We start from the raw sequence: 23,999 nt of genomic DNA, 5'->3' as shown, positions 1-23,999 counted from the left end.
CCGCACCGAGCACAGGCCGCGCCAGCCTGGCGGGCATCCAATCCTTCTGTTAGCTGCTCTAAGCGCAACACCAGGTGTTGTCGAACGACTTCAATCGACGTGGGCAGCGCTGTGCAGACTGTTGCAGCGCTTTATGCGATGACGCCTTACGCCTGGACAGCACAACGGTCAGCGCACGCAGCGGCCACGTCGGCACCAAGCCGTTCGATAATGCGGGTTTTCCGCAATGAGTAACGCCATGCCTCTTTCTGCACACCGTGCGCAACGCGTGCTGATCGCCGGTGGTAGCCGCGGCATCGGCCTGGCAATCGCCGAGGCGTTTGTGCGCAGCGGCGCTCACGTATCGATCTGCGCGCGCAGTGCAGACGGCCTGACCCAGGCGGCGCAGACGCTGGCAGCACACGGAAGGCCGGTACACACCCTGCCCTGCGATCTTGCCGATGCAGCGCAGATCGAGGCATATGTGCAGGCCGCGGCGCAGGCGCTGGGCGGCCTGGACGTGGTGATCAATAATGCCTCCGGCTACGGTCATGGCAACGACGACGCCAGTTGGCAGGCGGGGCTGGACGTCGACCTGATGGCGGCAGTGCGCTGCAACCGCGCCGCGCTGCCGCATCTGCGCACCAGCGATGCAGCGGTGATCCTCAACATCAGCTCGATCAACGCCCAGCGCCCCACACCGCGTGCGATGGCCTATTCCACCGCCAAGGCCGCGCTCAATTACTACACCACCACACTGGCAGCCGAACTTGCGCGCGACCGCATCCGTGTCAATGCGATCGCACCGGGCTCCATCGAGTTCCCGGATGGACTCTGGGACAAGCGCAGTCGCGACGAACCGGAACTCTACGCACGCATCCGCGACAGCATTCCGTTTGGCGGCTTCGGACAGGTGCAGCACATCGCCGATGCCGCGCTGTTCCTCGCATCGCCGCAGGCGCGCTGGATCACCGGGCAGGTGCTGGCGGTGGATGGCGGGCAGTCGTTGGGGGTGTGATCAGCGCGTGCGTTGATGGAGGGATGCCAGTGCGTAAAGTTTGGCAGGAATGTGCTGTTACGCGATGAGGCCATCTCGGTACACGACGTCGCGCGCAGGCACGCTCCTACGCAGGCAGCTGTTGCGCCCTGCGTTCTCATCAAGCTGTCTCCATGCAGCGGTACGTGCATGCATCACTGCATGGCGGTGGCAGTATTTAGCGTGGCTCACACAACGTAGCGAGCAGTCGTCAGGTGGGTGTGGACGGCGCACTCAGAACCGGAGTGTACGAGTGGTGCATGCCGTACCGAGCACCGTCCGCGCCCGCCTGGCAGTGAGCACAGTCGTTTTGTTAGCTGCTCTCAGCCGGCCAGTTCCGCCGCCTCGACACTATGCTCGCCACGTGCCGGCGATAGCGCGGCGGCGACCATCGCGGCGGCAATGCGCTCGGCTGGATTGATGCGGAAGCGCCGTGGCAGGACCGGGCCGAGTGCACCAAGCACCAGGCTGCCGAGGTGTTCGCCGGTGCGGCGTTCTTCGCGTTCGCCGCCGATCAGCCCAGGGCGTACGAAGGCCAGCGAGGGAAAGCCGATCGTGCGCAGATCGCGTTCCAGTTCGCCCTTGACGCGGTTGTAGAAGATGCGCGATTGCGCGTCCGCGCCGGCCGCCGAGTTCAGCACGAACACCGAGGTGCCCTGCGCGCAGGCAGCGCGCGCCAGGGCCAGCGGGTAATCGTGGTCGATGCGATAGAACGCCTCGCGCGAACCGGCCTGTTTCATGGTGCTGCCCAGCGCGCAGATGGCCGCTTCCATACGCGGTGCGGTCCAGTGGTCCAGGCGCTCGAAATCGATCACCTGGTTGCGCAGTTTGGGATGGATCTGCGTCAGCGGGCGACGCGTCAGCGCCACCACGCCGGTGCAGCGCGCATCGGCGAGCAGCTGCCGCAACACCTGTTTCCCGACCAGCCCGGTCGCCCCTGCCAACAACACATCCATCAGGCCACTCCGCTCATCAACGTCCACCTTCGGAGACGATGCGCGCACTGCTGATCACGCGGTCGCGCTCCACTGCCAGCAAGGTGAGCGAATGCGCGGGCGCCTTCCACTCGCTGCCGCCGGCCACCACACGGCCACCGTGACGTGCGGTGTCGACCAGCACGCGCCAGTGTTCGTCGTGCATGGCCGGCAGCGTGAACGACACAGTGGTGGAGGCGGCGTTGATCAGCATCAGCAAGGTGACGTTGGCGGCGATCTCGCGCAGGCCGGTAGTCGGCGAGCGGCCATCCAGGCGCAACATCAGCGCACGCGCTTCGGGATCGTGCCAACCGGCTTCGTCCATCTCGGTGCCATTGGGCGCCAGCCAGGTGAGATCCCGCAAGCCCAGCGCTTCGTCGAACTTGCCGTCGAAGAAGCGTGCGCGATGCAGCAACGGGTAACGCTGACGGATGCGGATCAAGCGGCGCACGAACGCGGCCTGATCGGCAGCGGCAGCCTTGGTGGCGGCCGTCCAGTCGATCCAGCTCAGCTCGTTGTCCTGGCAATACGCGTTGTTGTTGCCGTTCTGGCTATGGCCGAATTCATCGCCGGCCAACAGCATCGGCGTGCCTTGCGACAGCAGCAAGGTGGCGAGCAGATTGCGCATCTGTTGACGGCGCAGCTGCTTGATCGCAGCGTCGTTGGTCTCGCCTTCAACGCCGTAATTGGCGGAGATATTGTGGTCGCTGCCATCCCTGCCGTCTTCGCCGTTGGCGAGGTTGTGCTTGCCCTCATAACTGACCAGATCGCGCAGGGTGAACCCGTCGTGCGCGGTGACGAAATTGACCGATGCGGTCGGCCGGCGGCCGCTATGATCGAACAGATCGGCAGAGCCGGTCAGACGCGTGGCCAGCTCGGCCAACTGCCCGCCATCGCCGCGCCAGAACGCGCGCACGTTGTCGCGGAACTTGTCGTTCCACTCCACCCAACCCGGCGGGAAATTGCCGACCTGGTAGCCACCGGGGCCGATATCCCACGGCTCGGCGATCAACTTGGTCTGGCTCAACACCGGGTCCTGCCGCACCGCATCCAGAAAGCTGCCCGACGGATCGAAACCATAGCGCTCGCGGCCCAGGATGCTGGCCAGATCGAAGCGGAAGCCGTCCACGTGCATTTCCTGCACCCAATACCGCAGCGAATCCATCACCATGCGCAGCGCGCCGACGTTGGTCAGGTCAAAGGTGTTGCCGGTGCCGGTGTCGTTGATATAGAAGCGGCGATCGTCGGCCAGACGGTAGTAACTTGCGTTGTCGATGCCCTTGAACGACAGCGTCGGCCCCAGCTCGTTGCCTTCGGCGGTGTGGTTGTAGACCACGTCCAGCAGCACTTCCAGGCCGGCGTGGTGCAGCCGCGCCACCATCTGCTTGAACTCGGCCACGGTGCGCGTGGACATGTAGCGGCCCTGCGGCGCAAAGAACCCGAGCGTGTTGTAGCCCCAGTAATTGCGCAGGCCTTTTTCCAGCAGGTATTGGTCGTCGACGAACGCGTGCACGGGCAGCAGTTCCACCGCAGTGACGCCGAGTGAGCTGATGTGGTCGATCAGTTCGTCGGTCTTCAGCGCCGAGAACGTGCCGCGTTCTTCCGGCGGTACCGCCGGGTGCAGCATGCTCAACCCGCGCACGTGCGCTTCGTAGATCACCGTGCGGTTCCAGGGCGTCTGCGGCGGGCGGTCCTGGCCCCAGGTGAAGGCCGGGTCGATCACCGCGGATTTAGGCATGAATGCCGCACTGTCGCGGCGATCGAAACTCAGGTCCTTGTCGCGGTGACCAATGGTGTAACCGAACAGATGCGGCGCCCATTTGAGTTCGCCGACAATCTGCTTGGCATACGGGTCCAGCAGCAATTTGTTGTGGTTGAAGCGATGCCCGGCCTCGGGGGCGTAGGGCCCATGCACGCGGTAGCCATACAGCTGACCGGGGCGGGCGTCGGGCAAATAGCCGTGCCAGACCTCATCGGTGTATTCGGGCAGCGCGATGCGCTCCTGCTCGCGGCCACGCTCGTCGAACAGGCACAACTCCACGCGCGTGGCATTGCGCGAATACAGCGCAAAATTGACGCCCAAACCGTCCCAGGTGGCGCCGAGGGGGTTGGGACGGCCTTCGCGGATGCGCGAGCGCTGAGTGAACTTGCGAGTGGCCATCGGTAACTCCTTAAAACGGTGAACTCAAGACAATGCGCGGTGTGCGGCTGCGGCGGGCTGTGCACGCTTGCAGGAGCGCGCGGCACAACCCACGCAAGGTGGCAGACACCGCGTTACTGGCGCGCAGTGATCGGCGTGGCCGCGTGCTCGGCGGACTGCTCGGCCGCGCGTTCTTCGGCATCCACCAGCCGCTCGGCCATGGCCCAGTGGCGGTGCGCATGCCCGTCCGGGCGACCTTCGGCCTCCCAGATCTCCTGTGCCAACTGGCGAAGCCGCGCTTGCCGTTCCGTGTCATTCATTGCGTACATTTCCCTCAAGGTCGATTACGGAGTCAACAACACTGCCACCGGCGCACGTGCAAACACCGTGGATAGCGCCACGCGGCCGCGCTGCGGCTGCAGCGTGCTGCCGTCGAGCACATTACGGTATGTGGCTTCCGGCAATGCCAACGACGCCTGACCCCAACTGGCCGGCGGCACCAGCAACGGCAGATCGCCTTCGCTGTGCGCACCGGCGCCCAGCCGGGTGACCGCAACCACCAACGACTGGCCCCGGTACTGACGACGGAACGCCAGCACCTGCGCAGCACCGCTGGCCGCGACGTTCAATGGCTGGTAGTCGCCCTTCGCAAACAGCGCCGGATGTTCGCTGCGCAGCTGCAGCAGCACAGTGGTGAGACGCGCCTTGACTGCGCCATCGCGCCAGCTGCGCAGCAAGGTGTTGAAATCGCGCGCCTGCTGCAGCCACTGCTGCCGCTGCGTGTAATCCACCGGACGGCGGTTGTCCGGGTCCACCAGCGAAAGATCCCAGCCTTCGGTGCCCTGATACAGGTCCGGCACACCGGGCACGGTCAGGCGCAAGGTGGTTTGCACCAGCGAATTACGCGCACCGGCCGCGGCGATGTGGTTACTGGCACGTAGCAGCGCGCGGCGCAGCGGCAACCCGGCACGGCTGCTCAGCACCTGCTCCACGGTGGCCTGCACGGCCTGTTCGTACTCGGCAGAGCCATCGGTCCAGCTGGTATGCAGCTTGGCTTCGCGGACCGCCTTGAGCAGCCACTGCGCCACGCGCTCGGCGTGGGCGGCGAGCGGCTCGGCTTGATCGGCGCCCAGCCCGATGGGCCAGGCCGCCACCAGCGTCTGCCACAGCATTTGCTGATCGCCACCGGCCAGCGCCGGCGATTCCAGCGTCTGGGCCAGGGCATCGAACTGGGCGCTCTGCTCGACCCACCACTTCGGCTGCTCGGACAGCACCGCCAGCCGCATGCGCAGATCTTCGCCGCGCTTATGATCGTGCGTGGCAGTGGCCAGCAACGCGCGCGGGTAGTGCTTGGCGCGCTGCTGATTCTGCACGTGGAACTCGCCGGCCTCGTTGGCGAAGTGGGTCGGATGGCTGCCGACCTCGTTGCGCGACAACAGCACGCCGTGCCGGTAAAACGCGGTGTCTTCCACCGACTTGGCATTGAGCGGTGCGGACAGCTGCTCCACGCGGCGGCGCAGGATGCGCCGCAAGGCGATCTGCGCGCGGTCGGCACCGGCATCGTCCAGCAGCCAGCGCTCGATGGCGTCGACCGCTGCAACGATCGACTCCGGCATGCCATCGCGGGCACGCGCAGCGGTGCTGCGCAGCCGCTCTGCCTCATTGCCGGTGATGCCCTTGGCACCGGCATAGGTGCGATACACCGGGAACCAGCGCAGCAGCACACACAGACCGCGTGCCAGCATCTGCGGGCTGAACTCGCGTGTTGGCGGGTCCAGGCGTGCCAGCGCCGACAACGCACCCACGGCGCGATTGAATTCGGTCTGCAGCGGGCCACGCAGGATTTCATCGCGGGCCGCGCGTTCTTCCTGCGCGAAGTCGCCACTGCGTCCGCTCACGCGTTGCCAGGCACGCGCCAACGGCTTGAAGCCGGCCGCGTCGTGCAACACGCCGCCGACCTGGTCCATGAAGTCGTAACCGGTGGTGCCATCGCAGGGCCAGTCGGCCGGCAGATGCTCGCCGGGGGCGAGGATCTTTTCCAGATACAGGCCCAGCGTGCCGGGCTTGAGCCCGCGCGTGCGCCCGGCCGCATCCAGCCGGCTGCGCAGCTTGCGCACGTAACCAGTGGGGTCGGTGAGCCCGTCCACATGGTCGATGCGCAGGCCGTCCAGGTGCCCTTCGGCCACCAGCCGCAGCGGCAGCGCATGCACCGCATCGAACACCGCCGGCAGCTCTACCCGCAACGCCACCAGCGAGGTGATGTCGAAGAACCGGCGGTAATTGAGCATGTCGTTGCCCACGCGCCACCAGTTCAATCGATACGGCTGGCGTTCGATCACCTTGTGCAGGCGGCCATCGCCACGCTTGGCACCGTCGTTGTAGTCGCGCAGCCACTGCGCTCGTGCGGATGGTTCCGGGATCTCCAGCGTCTGCGGACGAATCGGATAACGCTGGTCGTAATGCGCCAGTGCGGCACTGCCGTCGTCCTGGATCACCAGCGTGATCAAGCCGTCGGCCAGCGCGGTGGCGTACGGGCGGTCCAGCACTGCCAGCCACAACTTTCCATCACGACCCGGCGCACGCCAGTCGATATCGAACCAGTCGGCATGCTTGGCGCTGCGGCCGTTGCGCAACACATCCCACCACCAGGCGTTCTGCGCGTGGGTGGCCATGTGGTTGGGCACGATGTCGGCGATCAGACCCATGCCGTGTTCGCGCGCGGCCTGCGACAATGCGATCAATGCCGCTTCGCCACCGAGTTCCGGATTGACCACGGACGGGTCGATATTGTCGTAGCCGTGCGTGGAGCCCGGCACCGCAGTGCCGATCGGCGACAGGTACAGATGGCTGATGCCAAGGCCGGCGTAGTACGGCACCTGCGCAAGCGCATCGTGCAGGGTGAAGCCGGCATGCAGCTGCAGGCGGGCTGTGGCGCGAAGATCGATCATGACTGTGGTTCCGAAACGGCCGCGACGCGACGCGCCTCGGCAAAGCCCTGCAGCGCCGTGGTCAGGCGCGCATGCGGCAAGGGATCGGGCAGGCGTCGACGCCAGTTGGGATGGACTTCGACGGTGCCCGGCAGATTGGGTTGTTCGTCCAGCGCCAGTGCGTCTTCGGCCGGCAGCAAGGCCAGCGGCGACACGCTGCTGGCGGTAAACCGCAGCGCGCCCAGCAGCGCATCGTCGCTGGACAGGCCGACGTGCTCCACCGCCGCATCCAGTCGCGCGACATCCTTGGTGCGGTGGTTTGCGTCGTCGCTGGCTTGCTCAGGCTTGATCAGCGCGAGCTTGCGTCGCCAGTCGATATCGCGGCCAGCGCGCCAGCCGGTGAGCGTGGGCAGATCGTGCGTGGTGGTGGTGGCTACTGCATCCGGGCGCCACAAGCCGGGCGCAATGAATGCACCATCTTCGTCGCGGGTGAACATCAGCACATCGATGCCCATCACGCCGCGGCGCGAGAGTTCTTCGCGGATGCCCGGCGGCACCACGCCCAGATCTTCGCCGATCACAATGGCGCGGTGACGCCACGATTCCAGCGCCAGCAGATTGAGCAGATCGTGCAGCGGGTATGCCAGATAGGCGCCTTCGTTGGAGCCGGCACCCTCGGGCACCACCCACAGCCGCAGCAGGCCAAGAATGTGATCGATGCGGATCCCGCCGCGATCGCGCAGCACCGCGCGTAGCAGCGCGATGTACGGCGCAAACCCGCTGCGTCGTAATGCGGTGGGCGAATACGCACCGATGCCCCAATGCTGGCCATCGGCATTGAAGGCATCCGGCGGCGCGCCCAGCACCAGGCCACGCAACACCGTCTCTGCGGCGGCAGCGGCTTCGGCACCGTTGGGGTCGAAGCCCACCGCCAGATCGGCGATCAGGCCGATCTTCATGCCGCGCTCGTGCGCTTCGCGCTGCGCATCGGACCAACTGCGCGCTGCCAGCCATTGGGTGAACACATGCAGCTGCGGATCGTTGTCGCCATAATCCTGCGCGGCGAAGCATGCAAACCCGTCCAGCGCTGCGCCGCCCGCAGTGCGGAAGGCGAGCAGATCGGCATGATCCGGCGCCACGCGCGCATGCAGATGGCGCAACAACTCCCACTTGGCCTGCGCCGAGGCGGGCCAGTCGATCAATGCATTGGTGTGCAGCGTGTCGAAGCGCTGGCGCAGGCCTGCGATCTCGTCGATCGCCTCCAGCGCCAGTTCGCCCAACACGCGGACCGGTGCGGCATGCAAGGGATCGAAAAAGCGTCGGTCACTCGGCGAATACGGGCTGTAACCACCGGTGATCGGGCGCGAGGCATGCACAGGGCTCAGTGCCAGCGCATCGGCCCCAGCCAGCGCCGCGTGCCGCAGCCAATCGACAGCGCCGGCTGCATCGCCGATGCCACCATCATCGAGGCTGCAGGCCGAATACACCTGCAGCGCCATGCCCCAGGCACGCGGCGACGGCTGGCCGCAGGCATCGGCCACGCTGAAACAGCGTTGCGGCGCGACTGCCACCTGCTGGGTCAGCGCACCGATCTGTAGCGTCCAATAACCAAAACGCTGCGGTGCAAGCAATTGCCCCTGCGCATCCGCACGTGCTTCTTCGCTGCTGCCGCTGTCATCGGTCCAGCGGCCACTCGCATTGGCGGCAACGCGCAACGGCAATGGCGCGCCCACCTGCACGGTGAGCAGCGCGGCCGGCTCATCTGCCTGCGCCTTGCAGCGGCGCAGGCTGTCTTCGCGTTGTGCGGCAGTGGCCGATGGCAATTCGAGAGCGGTCAATACCGCCTGCACCGATTGCTCGGACACCTGTCGCGGTTGGTCGCTGGCGTCCACCCACTCCACCATCACCCCGGCCGCGGCGGCCAGGGTGTGCAAGGTGTTCGTGCTCATGTGCGGTCCTCATGCCAGGCAATGAAACTGTCGACCGGCAACTGCTGCGCGGAGATATCCACGTTTTCGGCAAACGCCACGCGCCCGCGCAGTGGTGGCAACGGCACGGCCGCGCTGCCGACGTTGAAAGCGATATGCCACAGCCCGCCCGGCAGCTCCCAGGTGGCGGTGAGCGCGCCATCGGCCAGCACGCTGGCGCTTACCGCACGCGCGTCGGCAAGACCGGGCACCAACCACTGTCGACGCACGGCGAGCAGCGCAGTGAACCACGCTGCCCACTGCGCGCCGTCGCCGTGCGCCGCATCGCCGATCGGCGAGCGCGAGGCGGCGAAGGTGGAATGGCTGTTGGGGTCGGGAATGGTGGCGCGCTGCGCTTCATCCGCGAAGGCGGCAAAGTGCGCGAACTCGCGACGTCGCCCTTCGCGCACCGCCTCATCCAGCGGCGGACCGAAGTCGGTGAAGAACAGGAACGGCTGCGTCGCACCCCAGGGCTCGCCCATGAAAAACAGCGGAATCATCGGCGTCAATGCGGTCAACGCCAACGCTGCGCGCAAGCGCGGTTGCGCGACCAGCACGGTCAGCCGCTCGCCACGCGCACGGTTGCCGATCTGGTCGTGATTCTGCGCAAACACCACAAACTTGTACGGCGGCAACGCACCACTGGGCTCGCCACGCACGTGTCCACGCGGGTCCGGCTCGCCCTGATACGCAAAGCCTTCGCTGAGCACGCGCGCCAGATGCTCGGTGGGCTTGTCGGCGAAGGCGGCGTAATAGCCTTCGGCCTCCCCGGTCAGCAACACATGCAAGGCGTTGTGGAAATCGTCGTCCCACTGCGCGGTGTAGCCGCGTTGCAATTGCGAGGCCTGGTTGGCCTCGTTTTCCAGCACCAGATGCACGTGGCGGCCAGACGGCAGGCTGCTCTCCACGGTCTCGCGCAAGGTGTCCAGAAATGCATTGGGCGTGATCGCGTGCACCGCATCCAGGCGCAAGCCGTCGAAGCGGTATTCGTGCAACCACATCAATGCGTTATCGAGAAAATAGCGCTGCACCGGCGGCTTGTGGAAGTCGATCGCCGCGCCCCACGGAGTGGGCTTGTCTGCATTGAAGAACGGGCCGGCATAGCTGTGCAGGTAATTGCCGTCCGGGCCGAAGTGGTTGTAGACCACGTCCAGCAACACCATCAGGCCGTGGCCGTGCGCAGCATCGATCAACGCCTTAAGTGCGTCGGGCGTGCCATAGGCGTCGGCCGGTGCATACGGCAGCACGCCGTCGTAGCCCCAATTGTGCGCACCGGGGAAGGCGCTCAACGGCATCAGCTCGATGGCGGTGATGCCCATCGCGGCCAGCTGCGGCAACTGCGCCTGCACGCCGGCATAGCCGCCGCAGGTGCCCACGTGCAGCTCATAGATCACCGCTTCGTCCCACGGACGGCCCTGCCACTGCGTGTTGCTCCAGCGGTAGCCGTCGGTGGGCTGCACGGCGCTCGGGCCGTGCACGCCATCAGGCTGCCAGCGCGAGGCTGGATCCGGCACCGGCTCGCCGCCATCGACGCTGTAGCGATAGCGCGCAGTTGCCGCGCAGGCCAGGGTGGCGGTGAAGAACCCGTCCTGCCCGGCCTGCAGCGCGCTGCGCGTGCCGTCGTCGAACACCACTTCCACGCGGCTGGCATCCGGTGCCCAGAGCGCGAAGCGCACCTGTCCCTCACCCGCTGGCCATGCGCCCCAGGCCGGGATGATGTCGTTGCGCTGGTTCATTGTTATTTCTCCGCTTGCAGGTAGATCGTGGCCAGCGGCGGCAGAGTCAGGCGCAGACGTTGCGTATGCCCATGCATGCCCATCGGCTCGGTCGCAAGACGACTGCTGTTGCCGAGGTTGCTGCCGCCGTAACGGGCACTGTCAGTATTGAGGATTTCGCGCCAGATGCCGGCGCGCGGCACTCCCACGCGGTAGTCGTGTTGCGGTTGCGGGGTGAGGTTGCTCACCGCCAGCAACGGCGGCGCACCGCCTTCGGGGTCATGACGAATGAAGGCCAATACGCTATTGCGTGCGTCGTCGGCCACGCTCCAGTCGAAGCCATCGGCGCGATGCGTGCTGCGATACAGCGCCGGCACGCGGCGCAAGGTGGCGTTGAGATCGCCCACCAGTTGCTGCACGCCGCGATGCGGCGCGCCGTCGAGCAGATGCCAGTCCAGCGACTGGTCGTGATTCCAATCGCTCCACTGGCCGAATTCGGCGCCCATGAACACCAGTTTGTCGCCCGGATGCGCCCACATCAGCGCCAGATACGCGCGCAGGTTGGCGAAGCGGCGCCAGTCGTCGCCCGGCATCTGCCCAAGCAGGCCGCCGGTGCGATGCACCACTTCGTCGTGCGACAGCGGCAACACGAAGCGTTCGGAGAACGCGTACACCAGGCCGAAGGTGAGCTGGCTGTGGTGTTGCGCGCGCTCGGCAGGATCGCGCTGCATATAGCTCAGCGTGTCGTGCATCCAACCCATGTTCCACTTGTGCGTAAAGCCCAGCCCGCCGTCGCTGATCGGCGCGGTCACGCCGGGCCAGGCGGTGGATTCTTCGGCGATGGTAAGCACACCCGGATGGCGCGCGGCAATCTCTCGGTTGAGCTGGCGCAAGAACGCCACCGCCTCCAGATTCTCGCGGCCGCCGTGCGCGTTGGGTACCCACTCGCCTTCGGCACGGCCGTAATCGCGGTACAGCATCGAGGCCACCGCATCCACGCGCAGGCCGTCGAGGTGGTAATGGTCAATCCACTCCAGCGCGCTGCCCAACAGGTAGGCGGTCACTTCCGGGCGGCCGTAGTTGTAGATCAGCGTATTCCAGTCGCGATGCATGCCTTCGCGCGGGTCGGCATGCTCGTACAGCGCGGCGCCATCGAACTGCGCCAGGCCGTGCGCATCATCGGGGAAGTGCGCGCTGACCCAATCCAGGATCACGCCGATGCCGGCACGGTGGCAGGCATCGACGAACTGCGCAAAGCCATCCGGGCTACCGTGACGGGCAGTCGGCGCATACAGGCCCAGCGGCTGGTAACCCCACGAGCCACCGAACGGGTGCTCGGTGATCGGCAGCAACTCGAGATGGGTGAAGCCCAGCTCCTGCACATACGGGATCAGTTGCTTGGCCAGACTGGGCCAGTCCAGCGGCTGGTTGTGGCCATCGCGGCGCCACGAAGCGGCATGTACCTCGTAGATGGACATCGGCGCCGGCAATGCCTGCACCGCACGCTTGTCCATCCACTCGGCATCGGTCCACGCAAACGCGGCGCCACCGGGCACCACCGAAGCGGTGGCCGGCGGCAGCTCGCTCTGGCGCGCGACCGGGTCGGCCTTGAGCAGCACACGGCCGTCGGCGGCGGTGATCACGTATTTGTAGCGGGCGCCGGCTTCCACACGCGGCAGGAACAGCTCCCAGAAGCCGCCCAGACGCTGACGCATGGGATGCCGCCGCGCCTCCCAGCCATTGAAGTCGCCCACCACCGCCACGCGCTGCGCGTGTGGCGCCCAGACCGCAAAGCGTACGCCCGGCACATCCTCGCAGCGCAGATGCTGTGCGCCCAGCGTGCTGCGCAACGCCTGCCCATCGCCGGCGGCGATCTGCAGCAGCAGCGACTCGTCCAGGGTGGGGGCAAACGCGTACGGGTCTTCGATCTCCTGCACCACGTCCGGCCAGACGATGCGCAGCCGATACGGTCCATCGACCGCCAGCTCGCCTTCGAACACGCCATCGACCGCGCCGGCCTGCATGCGCGCCAGCAACTTGCCGCGTGGATCGATCAGGCCCATCGCCTCGGCGCCAGGTGCCAGCACCCGAACGCGGCGGCGGCCATCGGCCTGCAGATGCGGGCCCAGCACCGCGAACGCGTCGGTGGGCGCTCCGTCGGCCAGCGCCTGCAAGGCAAGCGCGCTATCAGACACTCCTTCCGTGGTCACAGCCTCGCCTTCCGTTCCCTGCCCTTGCACGCCCAACCGTTCGCTCATGACACCGTCGCAAGCGCAGGTGCGGTTGCGGCGGTGCGTTCGTAGAGGGACAGATATTTCTTGCCGGCCACATCCCAGCCGCTGGGCCGCAGCATGGCCGCGCGGCGCATCGCCGACAGCAGGCTGGGCAGCCGGAAGGTGCGGAACGCGCGTTCCAGGCAGCGGCGCAAGGCCTCCACGCTGGCGTGCTGGAACAGGAAACCGGTTACGCCATCGTCCACGGTATCGATCAGCCCACCGGTGGCGTGTGCGATCGGCAGGCAGCCGAAGCGCTGCGCGTACATCTGGCTCAGGCCGCAAGGCTCGAAGCGCGACGGCATCAGCAGGAAGTCCGCACCGGCGAACATGCGCCGCGCCAGGCCTTCCTCGAAGCCGATGAAGGCACCGACCTGGCCGGGATACCGGCGGGTCAACTCGGCCACCTGTTGTTCGATCTCCGGCTCGCCACCGCCGATCACGGCGATCTGGCCACCGGCCGCCACGATCTGCGGGGCAACCTCGCAGATCAGGTCCAGGCCCTTCTGATGCACCAGCCGCGACACCACCGCAAACAACGGCCCGGTGCTGTCGCGTAGCCCAAAAGCCTTGCGCACCTGGGCGGCGTTGGCCTGCCGGCCCTGCCACTGGTTCACGCTGAAGTGCGAATCCAGGTGGACGTCGGTGCGCGGGTCCCAGCTGGCGTCGATGCCGTTGACGATGCCGGTCAGCGCGCCCTTGGCGGCGCGGCCGGCCAGCAGCCGGTCCAGTCCGCAGCCTTGCGCCGGGCCGGTGATCTGCTTGGCATAGCTGATGCTGACGGTGTTGACGTGGTCGGCATTGACGATACCGCCACGCAGGAACGACATCTGCCCGTAGAACTCCAGCTCGGCCACCCGCTCGGCCGGGATGCCCAGTGCCGACGCCATCGAATACGGCACCAGGCCCTGGTAGGCCAGGTTGTGGATGGTCAACAGGCACGGGGTGGTGCCGCCGGACCAACGCACGTAGCCGGCCGCCAGCGCGCACGGCCAGTCGTTGAGATGCAGCAGGCGCGGCTTCCAGCCCAGGCCGGCATGACCGGCGGCAATCTGCGCGGCGGCATGCGACAAGGTGGCGAAGCGGATCGCGTTGTCTTCGAACTCCGAACCGCTGGTGCTCACATACGGCGAGCCATCGCGTTCGAACAGTTCCTTGGACAACAGGATGTAGATCGGCAGGCCATCGGACTGCACGATGCGACCGATGTCGCAGGCCGGCAGCGAGGCATGCGCCAACACGCGGCCCACAATCTCCACCTTGCCGGCACGCTCGAGCACCGCGCGGTAGCCGGGGATCAGCACACGCACGTCATAGCGATGGCGCAGCGCGCGCGGCAGCGCTGCCGCGACATCGCCCAGACCGCCAGCCTTGATGAAGTCGGCCATCTCCGACACCACGAACAACGCACCGCGCGTATCGGCCAGCGACACCGGCAATCGCTCGTGATGGCGAATGAAACGCCCGCGTGCATCACGCGGCCGCCCGCTCTTCTTCAGCGTGGGGATCATCGTGCTGCGCTCTAAGCGTGCAGTGCTGGCGTGAAGCGGCATCGTGGCAACCATCTAAACGTCCGTCGTAAAGTGGGTGGAGACGGAAAACGGCGAAGCGAAAACCATCGTCTGCCGATGTGGCCAGACGACATGCTACGAATGAGGAGCAGGGACCACGCGCGTACTCCACGTTGTCCTTGGTGATGAATCTACACCCCGTACAAATAAAATATGCGTGAACATGTGCTGACTTTTCTGCGACAGCCCACATTCCTTTACGCACAGTTGCGCAGGTCTGCGGGCATAAGCGATGCATTGCAGTGCGATGACATCCCCGCATCGGTGCATAGGCACTGAGATGCACCGAATGCGGGAGAGTGCAGCTGTGGTCGTCGTCATCTGTGTAACTTGTTCATGCCCACGTTCGCGTCATGCATCGCATCGCGGCGTCGCGATTGGATGCATGCTGCGGACTGCGCCGTACGGTCCGGTCTGCTCAAGCGGCTCGCATACGCGCCGATAACCAGCGATAGCACGTCGACCTTTCGAGACCTGGCATGACCGACCAGCCTGACCTTCCAAGCCGCCCGCGTGGCGGGCTGCGCCGTCTGTTGCCTTGGGGCGGCACGGACACCGCGCGCCCGGTCGCTGCGCTGCCGAGCGTGCGCGGCAGCGCGCATGCCGCGCCGGGGCTTGCGGCACATCAGCTGGTTCCCGCCAAGACCAAGTCCGGCGCGCACGATCCGGCGGCCGCCACGGCGATGCTCGTTCGTCTGTTTTCGCATGCCGCGCATCCCGAGGCACTGCTGCTGGCGTTCGCCGAAGGCATCGCCAGCCTGCATGGTGAACTCGGCGACATGGGCGTACGCCTGAGCGCGGCCTATGCGGCCGGCGACTGGCCAGGCTACGGCCGCACGCTGCGCCAGCTGATCGACAAATACATCCGCACCATCGATATCGGCGACTCCATCGCCGAAGGCCGCACCGAAGCCGAACAGTTACGCGACCTGCTGCGGCACGCGCTGGGCAACGCCCTGGCCACACTGCTGCAACGCAGCCCCGAGCTGGCCGAAGAAGCCCAGACCCTGGCATCGGCCCTGCGCCATTGGCGCCCCGGGCACGAGCTGATCACGCTAGAGCAGCGACTGCGCGAACTGAGCCATCAAATCGGCCTGCGCGCCGAGGATGCCAGCGAACAACAGAACCTGTTGCTCGGCTTGTTCGACCTATTGTTGGAGAACGTCGGCGAACTCCTCGACGATCGCAGCTGGTTACAGGGCCAGATCTCGGTGGTGCGGCAGCTGCTGGCCGGCCCGCTGGACGTGGAATCGATCGAACAGGCGCGCGGCACCCTGCGCGAGGTGATCTACAAGCAGGGCCTGCTCAAGCAGGGCATTGCCGATTCCAAGAGCGCCATGCGCGAAATGATGGTGTCCTTCGTCGACCGGCTCGACGGCATGGCCACCAGCACCGGCGAGTACCACGACCGCGTTGCCGGCTATTCGCAGGCGATCGGCGACGCTCGCAGTATTCCCGACCTCAACCGCCTGCTGCAGGACGTGCTGCAGGACACCGCCGGGGTCCAGGCCCAGGCGCTGGCCGCGCGCGACGAACTGCTGTCCGCACGCCGCCAAGTCGAAGACGCAGAACAACGCATCGCCTCGCTCGAACAGGAACTCAACGCAGTCGCCGGACTGGTGCGCGAAGACCAGCTGACCGGCGCGCTCAACCGGCGCGGCTTCGAAGAACTGTTCCAGCGCGAAGCGGTGCGCACCCAACGCAGCGGCCAGCCGCTGTGCGTGGCGATGCTGGACCTGGACGACTTCCGCCGCCTCAACGAAGCCCACGGCCACGCCGGCGGCGACGCCGCGCTACGCCACACCGTCGAGGTGGCCAAGGCGGTATTGCGTACCACCGATGCCATTGCCCGCTTCGGCGGCGAAGAATTCGTGCTGCTGCTGCCGGACTCGACCATCTTCGAGGCCAGCGCGGCGGTCATCCGCCTGCAACGTGCCATGGCGCAGCGCTCCTTGCTGCACGAAGACGTGCGCATCTTCATCAGCTTCAGCGCAGGCGTAGCGCTGCGCCATACCGACGAAACCCAGGACGAGCTGGTGCGCCGCGCCGACCGCGCCATGTACGACGCCAAAGCCGCGGGCAAGAATCGGGTGATCAGCGCAGATTAGGGCAGCTAACAAAACGACTGTGCTCACTGCCAGGCGGATGCAGTGAGTGCTCGGTGCGGCATGATCCACTAGTCCGCTCCGTGTTCCTCCGCACCGTCCGCACCCACCTGACGAGTGCTCACTACGTTCTGGTAGCCGCTCCAAGACAAGATCAGTGCGCGGCCTTATTCCCGCGCAGCTTCTGGAACAACATCACGGCTCCCAGCACCACCGCACCGGCGACCACGCCGACCACCATGTTGCCCAGCGCTTCGACCAGCCAGCCCAGGCCGCCGGCCGACTTGGCCAGATCCATGACGAGGTGATGCAGCGCGGGGATGTTGTGGACCAGGATGCCGCCGCCGACCAGAAACATCGCCAGCGTGCCGGCTACCGACAGGAACTTCATCAGCCATGGCGCGGCCACCAGAATGCCGCGGCCGAGCGCCGCCAGCGACGCGCCCTTCTGGGTCAGGTACAGGCCCAGATCGTCCAGCTTCACGATCGCCGCGACCAGGCCGTACACGCCGATGGTCATCGCCAGTGCGATCGCCACCAGCACCGCCACCTGCTGGCCGAACGACACAGCGGCCACCACGCCCAGCGACAGCACGATGATCTCCGCCGACAGGATGAAGTCGGTGCGGATCGCGCCCTTGACCTTGTCCTTCTCCAGCGCCACCACATCGACCTGTTCGTCGGCCAGCGCGCGGGTGCGCTCGGCATGCCGCTGCGCTTCTTCGTCCGCGTCGTGCAGGAACTTGTGCGCCAGCTTCTCCACGCCTTCGAAGCACAGGTAGGCGCCGCCGATCATCATCAGCGGCATCACCAACGGCACGTTGTAGCCGCGCCCGCGCAGCCAGGCTTCCAGCGCGCTGATCGCCAACGCCGCCGGCACCAGGATCACCTTGTTGACCAGCGACCCCTTGGCGACTGCCCAGACCACCGGCAACTCGCGATCGGCGCTGACGCCGGTGACCTGCTGCGCGTTGAGTGCCAGATCGTCGCCCAGCACGCCGGCGGTTTTCTTGGCCGCAACCTTGGTCAGGATGGAAACGTCGTCCAGCAGGGTGGCGATGTCGTCGAGCAGGGTAAACAGGCTGGCACCGGCCATGCGGAGGTCCTTCGAGGGTGGTCGTGCGTGAGTAGGCGTGAATTCTCGCCGATCCTGCGCCCGCATGGGGTGATGGCAGGCCATTGTGCGGTCGTTGCGCGCCGTTGCCGGGCGGTTGCCGGCACTGCCAGACCCAGGCCGGACAAGCGCTAGCACAGGCAGCGGCAGCGCTCGCAACGCTGTTACGGCGCACCCGGATTCACCGGCTGACGACCCCGCGCTGGCCACACTCGCCGCTCGCATGACGCCCCGGAGATGGCCTTGAGTTCGAATGACCCGCACCGCACACCGGCTCCGGCAACGCACCCGGCCGATCAGGCCGTGGTGGGCGGCATGAGCCGGCGTACGCAGATCCTGCGCTTGTTGCTGCGGTACCGCGGGTCGGGTGTGTTTGCCGGCATGAATCTGGATCCGGCCGCCATCAACGAGTACGAGGTGCCGGCGGAAGGCACGCCCGATCAGTTCGTCTCCGACCTGGAATCGCTAGGCCCCACCTTCGTCAAACTCGGTCAGATGTTGTCCACGCGCCCGGACATCGTGCCGCCAGAGTTCGCCACCGCGCTGGAGCGCATGCAGGAAAACACCAGCTCGGTGCCGGTGGAACGCATCCGCCAGATCATCGAAGAAGAACTCGGCGTGTCGGTCAACAAGGCGTTCTCGTTTTTCGACCCGGTGCCTCTGGGCTGTGCGTCGCTGGCGCAGGTGCATCGGGCCGCATTGCGCGATGGCACACCGGTGGCGATCAAGGTGCAAAAACCTGAAGTCGCCGCGCAAGTGCGCTCGGACCTGGATGTCCTCAAGAGTTTTGCCACCGCCGCCGACCGGCTCACCGGCATCGGCCGCCGCGTGCGCTTTGCCGACTGGCTGGGCGAATTTGGCAAGACCCTGCGCGCCGAGCTCAATTACGAAGACGAAGCCGAAACCCTGGTGCGCTTCGGCAAACATCTCAAGCCGTTTCCGTTGTTGTGGATACCGCAACCGATCTGGGACCTGAGCAGCCGCAAGGTGCTGACCATGCAGCTGGCCGAAGGCGTGCGCGTGGACAAGATCTCCGGCCTGCGTCGCACCGAACAGCCGATGGATAACCTGGCGGCGGAGCTGGTCAAGGGGTATCTGGATCAGATGTTCGTGCATGGCGAAATCCATGCCGACCCGCATCCGGGCAACCTGCGTGTGCTGCAGGACGGTCGGCTGGCCATCTTCGACCTGGGCATGGTGGCGCATGTACCGCCGCGCCTGCGCGAGCGTCTGCTCAAGCTGCTGTTTGCCGCCGTCGACGGGCGCGGCGAAGAAGTGGCCGAAGAGACCATCGCGCTCAGTACGCGCCTGGAGGATTACGACGAAGACCGCTACCAGCGCGAAACCGGGCAGATGATCGCGCGCTATGCCGCGCACGACACCACCTCTGAAGGCCGCGTGGTACTGGATCTGGTACGTATCGCCACCGCGAACGGCCTGCGCACGCCACCGGAACTGAGCCTGCTCGGCAAGACCCTGTTGAATCTGGAAGGCGTGTGCCGCGCGTTGTCGCCCAACCTTGACACGCGCCGCATCGTCGAACGCCACCTGCAGCATGTGATGCGCGCGCGACTGAAAAAATCGCTGTCCGCCGCCAACCTGGCCAGCGAAGCGATGGAACTGCAGCATCTGGTGCGCGAAGGCCCGCGCCGCATGTCCGAGATCCTGTCGCTGGCCGCGGAAAACCGCCTGCAGATGCGTGTCACCGGGCTGGAAGAATCGCATCTGATGGAAAGCCTGCAGAAGATTGCCAACCGCGTTGCAGCCGGCATCGTCACCGCTGCGCTGATCATGGCCTCGGCGCAGATGATGCGCATCGAAACCGGCCTGAAACTGTGGGGCTATCCAGCCATTGCGATGGTGCTGTTTCTGCTCGGCGTCGTGCTGGGCCTTGGCATCGTGCTCAGCGCACTGCTATTCGACCGCCGCGTACGTGCACGCGAAGAGCGTGGGCACAGATAGCGGCCGCCGAGTCAGCGCGCTCCCATTCGACCGCCGCGTACGCGCGCGAAGAGCGCGGGCACAGATAGGGGCCGACGAGAAGGCCAGCTGCTGCAAGTTAGTTGCAATGCTTGAATGCAGACTGGTCAGCACGAACACAGACAGACGCAGCGCTGTTATAGGCGATGTTGGTGACTGACGATATTGGCGATTACGCCGATCGATCGTGCCTAGCCCGGATCATCGACGCCAACAGCCGCATGCACTCGTGGATGTCGTGCACGCACCAACAAAGACCTCCAGACTCTAAAGCCCCTCTCCCACCGGGAGAGCAACTGTCTTGATCAACTGGCGGCGCCAGCCGCTAATTGATCTCGTAGCTTTGCGTTGAGGATCACCAGCAGTTTGCGCATGGCCGCCACCAGCGCCACCTTGCTCGCTTTGCCTTGCGCGCGTAGCCGCTGGTAAAACGCGCGCAGTGATTCGTTGAAACGCACTGCCGTCAGGGTCGCCATGTACAGCACCTGGCGCACGCAAGCCCGCCCGCCCCAGATGCAGCGGGCGCCGCGCATCGTGCCACTATCTCGGGCAAGCGGCGCCACCCCGACCAGCTTGGCGATCGCCTTGCCGGTGAGTTTGCCCAGTTCCGGTAGCTGCGCCGCCAGGCTCGCCAACAGCACCGGGCCGACGCCTTTGACCTGGCTCAGCACCGCCAGCTCGGCGCGCGCGCCCACTTGCTGCGCAATACGCTTGTCCAGCTCGGCAAGCTGCTGCTGCAAGTGCCGCAGGCTGCTCTGCGCCTGGCTGCACAGCCAAGCGTCGGTCAGGTGGGACTGGCGCTGCCGTTCCTGCTGCACCATCGCCACCACCTGCGTGCGGCGCTGCTGGTAGGCGCGCAGCTGCGCGCGCCAGCCTTCTACCGGCTGGTAGCGCGTCAGCGGCAACAGCGCGGCCATCTGCGCCAGCACGCGTGCATCCAGTCGATCCGTCTTTGCCAGCTGACCGGTGGCCTTGGCAAAGTCCCGTGCCTGCCGAGAATTGACACGCGCCACCGGCATCCCAGCCGCATACAAGCTCTCCAACGCCAGCTGCTCATAGCCGCCGGTCGCCTCCACCACCACTTGATGCAGGTGCGCCGGCCCCAGCCAGGTGCACATCTGCTGCAGGCCCGACACGCTGTTGGCAAACCGCCGCCCGTCGCGTTGGCCGTGCACCTGCACATCCAGCCACCGCTTGCTGACATCGATTCCGACACTCTCGCTCATGGACAACTCCGCTATGCTCGAAGGGTCGAGAGTTCTCCTGTGCGGCCCAGCCTTAGCATTACGAGCGCCTACTCGAGCAACTGTTCGGGCGTTTGCAAGGAGATTCCGGCGGGGCGACCTCGCTCTCCCGCGGTCGCTCAGACCCATGGGTTATCGGTCGACCACGCCGGCTCTCGACACCTAATCTGGCAGATCCCCAAGAACTAAGGGGTTGGGGTGAGGGTACGGGGCAACGCCGCTCATCGAGCCCACGCATCAAGCCTCGACGGCGTGACGCAAACCCCGCATCGCCCTCAACGACGCGCTGACGCAAACAGACGCAAACGCTCCCGCTAACGATATGACCGATTGCATCGATCAGTGGAGACCGAACCCGACGTAATCGGCCGATCTCGATCATCCACCGCCATTCGTGACCACGCACAACAGATGCGTCACGCACAGCGCATTGCCAAATTACCTTGCCAGCACCCAGTGCGACTGCCTTGAATCAACACCGCACGCACCGCCCCCACAGCACACCCAAACAACACTCCATGCGGATCGACACATCCGCATCGAACAACGCATTAAGGGCAACTAACAAAATCACTGTACTCACCGCCAGGCGGGCGCAGCCGGCGCTCGGTGGCGCATTTACCACCCTTACACTCCGGCTCCTCCGTGCCGTCCACACCCAACTAACGACTGCTCGCTACGTGTTGCTTGCTGCTCTAAACCTACATCCAAATGCAACAAACATTTCAGTCAGCTTCAGCGCGGCATAGTCCGTCATCCGGGTGTCACATTGCAGGTGGCGCACAGGACATGGCGAGCAAGGCGTCCGGTACGCGCTCGCATCATTCCCCCACGGACGTTGCGCATGCATTGGATGTTGTTGTTCTCGTTGTTGCTATTGCTGTGGCTGTTGGTCGCCTCGCCGCGTCTGGCCTGGCTCAAGGCCGGCCTGCTGTCGCTGCTGCTGCTGCTGCTCAGCGCCTGGGGCTTGATCGACCGGCTCAGCGGCGACGGCGTCAATGCGGCCACGCTGTATCACCTGCGCGCAGACATGGACGGCGCCGGCGTCAGCGACTTTTCCGGCTACATCGCCGTTTTTATCGGCATGCTGCTGCTGTCATTAAGCCCGCTCATCCTGGTCAAGGTGCGCCGTTTCCGCCGCCCGCGCGGCGGCGGTGTGGTGTTCGGATCGTTCGTGGTCATGTTGTTGGTCAGCATCGTGGTGAGCCCGCTGTATCGCGATGGCAAACGGCTGTACTACCAGTTGCGCCCGGTCGATTACGCCACGGTGGTGCCGGAATATCAGGTGCCGCAGCAACCGCTGCAAAAGCGCAAGAACATCGTCTGGATCTACGGCGAGAGCCTGGAGCGCACCTACTTCGATGAGTCGGTGTTTCCGGGCCTGATGCCCAACCTGCGCGCGCTGGCCACCGAAGCGGTGGACGTGCGCAACCTCAGCTCCACCGAAGGCAGCGGGTGGACCATCGCCGGCATGGTGGCCTCGATGTGCGGCGTGCCGCTGACCACCGCACCGGGCGATGAAAACAGCATGGATCGCATGGGCATGTTCCTGCCCGAAGCGCGCTGCCTGGGCGACTATCTCAAGGATCAGGGCTACCGCAATCACTACGTGGGCGGTGCCGATGCCAGCTTTGCCGGCAAGGGCCGTTTCCTGGCCAGCCATGGCTTCGACGTGGTGGATGACGTGCAGCATTTCCGCGATAAAGGCGTGGCGCCCAAGCACTTTTCCGCATGGGGCGTGCATGACGACGTGTTGCTGGACGATGCCTGGGACAGCTTCCAGACCCTGTCACGCGCCGGCCAACCGTTCATGCTGACCACGCTGACCATGGACACCCATCACCCGGCCGGCCACCTGCCGCTGGCGTGCAAGGGCCAGCGCTACGACAGCGCGCTGGGCGACATCGGTCTGTTGCATGCGATCAAGTGCAGCGACCGCCTGATCGGCGAGCTGGTGGCGCGCATCCGCAACAGCCGCTACGGCAACAACACCATCATCGTGATCGCGTCCGATCATCTGGCCATGCCGAACGATCTGAGCGATGTGTTGGCCCATCAGAAACGCGAAAACCTGCTGTTGTTTCTCGGCAAGGGCATCGCGCCGCAACAGGTGCTCACGCGCGCAGGCAGCACGCTCGATTCCGGTGCCACGCTACTGCAATTGCTTGAGCCAGGCATGCGCACGCTGGGCTTCGGACGCTCCCTGCTTGCCAGCGATGCACCGCCCAGCGCCAGCGTCGCCGCCAGCCGCGACAGTGGCAAGGATTACCCGCGCTATCTCGCCTTTGCGCGCACGCTGTGGACCGGGCAAAGCACCCGCATGCTGCGCGTCAACGGCAATGGCGATGTGGTGGTGGGCGTGCAACAGGTGCGCCCGCCGGTGCTGCTCGAATACGACGAAGACACCCATCTGAAAACGGTGTATCTGGAAAACACCTCGCGCCAGTTCGACCGCACCCACAGCAAGGGCACGCTGGCCTACGTGGACCGCTGCACCGCATTCGAGGACGGCTCGGCCGACGGCGACTGGTGCGCGCTGGTCGTCGATCGCCAGCAAAACATGAAGCTCTACCGCGACCCGGACCTGACCCGCGGCATCGCCGTCGATGCGCCCCTGGGTGCCACCCAGCAAGGCCCGCGCCCGCGCGTGCGCCAGCCGATCATGCTTACCCAGTCGGCGCGCAAGACCGCTGCCGGCAGCTACATGCTCGAGCTCTACGCCAAGCGTCGCCCTACCCGCGCGTTCTGGGTGGAAGCGGTGTCGTCCGAACGCAAGGTGGTACTGGCCCAGCAATGGGTGGTGCCCGATGCCGCCGGACGTATCCGCATGCCGGTGGGCCTGGAGCATGCGGTGGAAGACTTGGAAATTCGCGCCTGGCTCGACTACACCGAAGATGTCAGCGTCGACGATCTGGCACTGGTCAAGGACACCCCGGTGGCCGACCGTTCGTAAAGCAGCATTGCTGCCAAACGC

At 65.8% G+C, this 23,999-nt stretch carries 14 protein-coding genes and 3 other RNA genes; 6 read left to right on the top strand and 11 right to left on the bottom strand.

Translation table 11 applies throughout. The features are described from left to right. Positions 1-238: 238 nt before the first annotated feature. Positions 239-997, top strand: coding sequence for an SDR family NAD(P)-dependent oxidoreductase (locus tag ACZZ0O_RS08095; RefSeq protein ID WP_463590490.1), 759 nt, complete (start codon positions 239-241; stop codon positions 995-997). 203 nt (positions 998-1,200) lie between these two features. Here ACZZ0O_RS08095 and ACZZ0O_RS08090 read toward each other — a convergent pair. From ACZZ0O_RS08090 to glgA, 9 genes are all read right to left on the bottom strand, one after another. Next, positions 1,201-1,277, bottom strand: a non-coding RNA gene (locus ACZZ0O_RS08090) — sX9 sRNA. 61 nt (positions 1,278-1,338) lie between these two features. Continuing rightward, positions 1,339-1,971 carry an NAD-dependent epimerase/dehydratase family protein gene (locus ACZZ0O_RS08085; RefSeq protein WP_463590489.1) on the bottom strand — a complete coding sequence of 211 codons (633 nt, stop codon included), beginning with the start codon at positions 1,969-1,971 and terminating at the stop codon, positions 1,339-1,341. 16 nt (positions 1,972-1,987) lie between these two features. Then, on the bottom strand, positions 1,988-4,150 hold the full coding sequence (gene glgX, locus ACZZ0O_RS08080; RefSeq protein WP_055853318.1) for a glycogen debranching protein GlgX: 2,163 nt from the start codon (positions 4,148-4,150) through the stop codon (positions 1,988-1,990). 113 nt (positions 4,151-4,263) lie between these two features. Next, the gene (locus ACZZ0O_RS08075) at positions 4,264-4,449 is read right to left on the bottom strand and encodes a DUF2934 domain-containing protein (RefSeq protein ID WP_055853319.1); all 186 of its coding nucleotides are present in this window, start codon (positions 4,447-4,449) and stop codon (positions 4,264-4,266) included. Positions 4,450-4,473: 24 nt separating this feature from the next. Further along, on the bottom strand, positions 4,474-7,077 hold the full coding sequence (gene treY / locus ACZZ0O_RS08070; protein ID WP_463590488.1) for a malto-oligosyltrehalose synthase: 2,604 nt from the start codon (positions 7,075-7,077) through the stop codon (positions 4,474-4,476). Next, positions 7,074-9,005, bottom strand: a complete 1,932-nt coding sequence (locus ACZZ0O_RS08065; protein ID WP_463590487.1) for a 4-alpha-glucanotransferase — start codon at positions 9,003-9,005, stop codon at positions 7,074-7,076. Before ACZZ0O_RS08065 ends, treY begins: the two co-directional genes overlap by 4 nt. Continuing rightward, entirely contained in the window at positions 9,002-10,759 is a 1,758-nt protein-coding gene (treZ, locus tag ACZZ0O_RS08060) for a malto-oligosyltrehalose trehalohydrolase (protein WP_463590486.1), read from the bottom strand. The genes ACZZ0O_RS08065 and treZ overlap by 4 nt, the downstream gene beginning before the upstream one ends. A gap of 2 nt (positions 10,760-10,761) precedes the next feature. Beyond that, positions 10,762-12,996, bottom strand: coding sequence for a 1,4-alpha-glucan branching enzyme (locus ACZZ0O_RS08055; protein WP_463590485.1), 2,235 nt, complete (start codon positions 12,994-12,996; stop codon positions 10,762-10,764). After that, a complete protein-coding gene (gene glgA, locus ACZZ0O_RS08050; RefSeq protein ID WP_463590484.1) occupies positions 12,993-14,576 on the bottom strand; it encodes a glycogen synthase GlgA in 1,584 nt (527 codons plus the stop codon). The genes ACZZ0O_RS08055 and glgA overlap by 4 nt, the downstream gene beginning before the upstream one ends. Before the next feature lie 485 nt (positions 14,577-15,061). Here glgA and ACZZ0O_RS08045 point away from each other — a divergent pair, with 485 nt between their 5' ends. Together ACZZ0O_RS08045 and ACZZ0O_RS08040 are read left to right on the top strand one after the other, a co-directional pair. Continuing rightward, positions 15,062-16,690 carry a GGDEF domain-containing protein gene (locus ACZZ0O_RS08045; protein ID WP_463590483.1) on the top strand — a complete coding sequence of 543 codons (1,629 nt, stop codon included), beginning with the start codon at positions 15,062-15,064 and terminating at the stop codon, positions 16,688-16,690. Between the two features lie 60 nt (positions 16,691-16,750). Then, a non-coding RNA gene (locus ACZZ0O_RS08040) (sX9 sRNA) lies at positions 16,751-16,827 on the top strand. Between the two features lie 14 nt (positions 16,828-16,841). Here the strand turns inward: ACZZ0O_RS08040 and ACZZ0O_RS08035 are convergent. Beyond that, complete coding sequence (locus ACZZ0O_RS08035) at positions 16,842-17,783, bottom strand: DUF808 domain-containing protein (protein ID WP_463590482.1); 942 nt, start codon at positions 17,781-17,783, stop codon at positions 16,842-16,844. A gap of 255 nt (positions 17,784-18,038) precedes the next feature. Here ACZZ0O_RS08035 and ACZZ0O_RS08030 point away from each other — a divergent pair, with 255 nt between their 5' ends. Continuing rightward, positions 18,039-19,763 carry an ABC1 kinase family protein gene (locus ACZZ0O_RS08030; protein WP_311239545.1) on the top strand — a complete coding sequence of 575 codons (1,725 nt, stop codon included), beginning with the start codon at positions 18,039-18,041 and terminating at the stop codon, positions 19,761-19,763. A 323-nt stretch (positions 19,764-20,086) separates the two neighbouring features. On the opposite strand, the gene ACZZ0O_RS08025 is transcribed toward ACZZ0O_RS08030, so the two are convergent. Continuing rightward, positions 20,087-21,007, bottom strand: coding sequence for an IS110 family RNA-guided transposase (locus tag ACZZ0O_RS08025; protein WP_463590158.1), 921 nt, complete (start codon positions 21,005-21,007; stop codon positions 20,087-20,089). Between the two features lie 634 nt (positions 21,008-21,641). On the opposite strand from ACZZ0O_RS08025, the gene ACZZ0O_RS08020 reads away from it, so the two are divergent. Together ACZZ0O_RS08020 and ACZZ0O_RS08015 are read left to right on the top strand one after the other, a co-directional pair. Continuing rightward, a non-coding RNA gene (locus ACZZ0O_RS08020) (sX9 sRNA) lies at positions 21,642-21,717 on the top strand. Positions 21,718-21,869: 152 nt separating this feature from the next. Then, complete coding sequence (locus tag ACZZ0O_RS08015; RefSeq protein WP_463590481.1) at positions 21,870-23,978, top strand: phosphoglycerol transferase I; 2,109 nt, start codon at positions 21,870-21,872, stop codon at positions 23,976-23,978. Positions 23,979-23,999: the final 21 nt, after the last annotated feature.

This window comes from Xanthomonas sp. AC360, from assembly GCF_979258225.1.
Note: the sequence above shows the minus strand (reverse complement) of the source record. Positions and strands in the feature narration are given on the sequence as shown.

What these genes read in the sequence shown, in the direction of transcription:
- glgA (WP_463590484.1), bottom strand. Translation starts at nt 14,576, where the DNA reads ATGGTTGCCACGATGCCGCTTCACGCCAGCACTGCACGCTTAGAGCGC.
- treY (WP_463590488.1), bottom strand. Translation starts at nt 7,077, where the DNA reads ATGATCGATCTTCGCGCCACAGCCCGCCTGCAGCTGCATGCCGGCTTC.
- ACZZ0O_RS08065 (WP_463590487.1), bottom strand. Translation starts at nt 9,005, where the DNA reads ATGAGCACGAACACCTTGCACACCCTGGCCGCCGCGGCCGGGGTGATG.
- ACZZ0O_RS08055 (WP_463590485.1), bottom strand. Translation starts at nt 12,996, where the DNA reads ATGAGCGAACGGTTGGGCGTGCAAGGGCAGGGAACGGAAGGCGAGGCT.
- ACZZ0O_RS08045 (WP_463590483.1), top strand. Translation starts at nt 15,062, where the DNA reads ATGACCGACCAGCCTGACCTTCCAAGCCGCCCGCGTGGCGGGCTGCGC.
- ACZZ0O_RS08025 (WP_463590158.1), bottom strand. Translation starts at nt 21,007, where the DNA reads ATGAGCGAGAGTGTCGGAATCGATGTCAGCAAGCGGTGGCTGGATGTG.
- glgX (WP_055853318.1), bottom strand. Translation starts at nt 4,150, where the DNA reads ATGGCCACTCGCAAGTTCACTCAGCGCTCGCGCATCCGCGAAGGCCGT.
- ACZZ0O_RS08075 (WP_055853319.1), bottom strand. Translation starts at nt 4,449, where the DNA reads ATGAATGACACGGAACGGCAAGCGCGGCTTCGCCAGTTGGCACAGGAG.
- treZ (WP_463590486.1), bottom strand. Translation starts at nt 10,759, where the DNA reads ATGAACCAGCGCAACGACATCATCCCGGCCTGGGGCGCATGGCCAGCG.
- ACZZ0O_RS08095 (WP_463590490.1), top strand. Translation starts at nt 239, where the DNA reads ATGCCTCTTTCTGCACACCGTGCGCAACGCGTGCTGATCGCCGGTGGT.
- ACZZ0O_RS08035 (WP_463590482.1), bottom strand. Translation starts at nt 17,783, where the DNA reads ATGGCCGGTGCCAGCCTGTTTACCCTGCTCGACGACATCGCCACCCTG.
- ACZZ0O_RS08015 (WP_463590481.1), top strand. Translation starts at nt 21,870, where the DNA reads ATGCATTGGATGTTGTTGTTCTCGTTGTTGCTATTGCTGTGGCTGTTG.
- ACZZ0O_RS08085 (WP_463590489.1), bottom strand. Translation starts at nt 1,971, where the DNA reads ATGGATGTGTTGTTGGCAGGGGCGACCGGGCTGGTCGGGAAACAGGTG.
- ACZZ0O_RS08030 (WP_311239545.1), top strand. Translation starts at nt 18,039, where the DNA reads ATGGCCTTGAGTTCGAATGACCCGCACCGCACACCGGCTCCGGCAACG.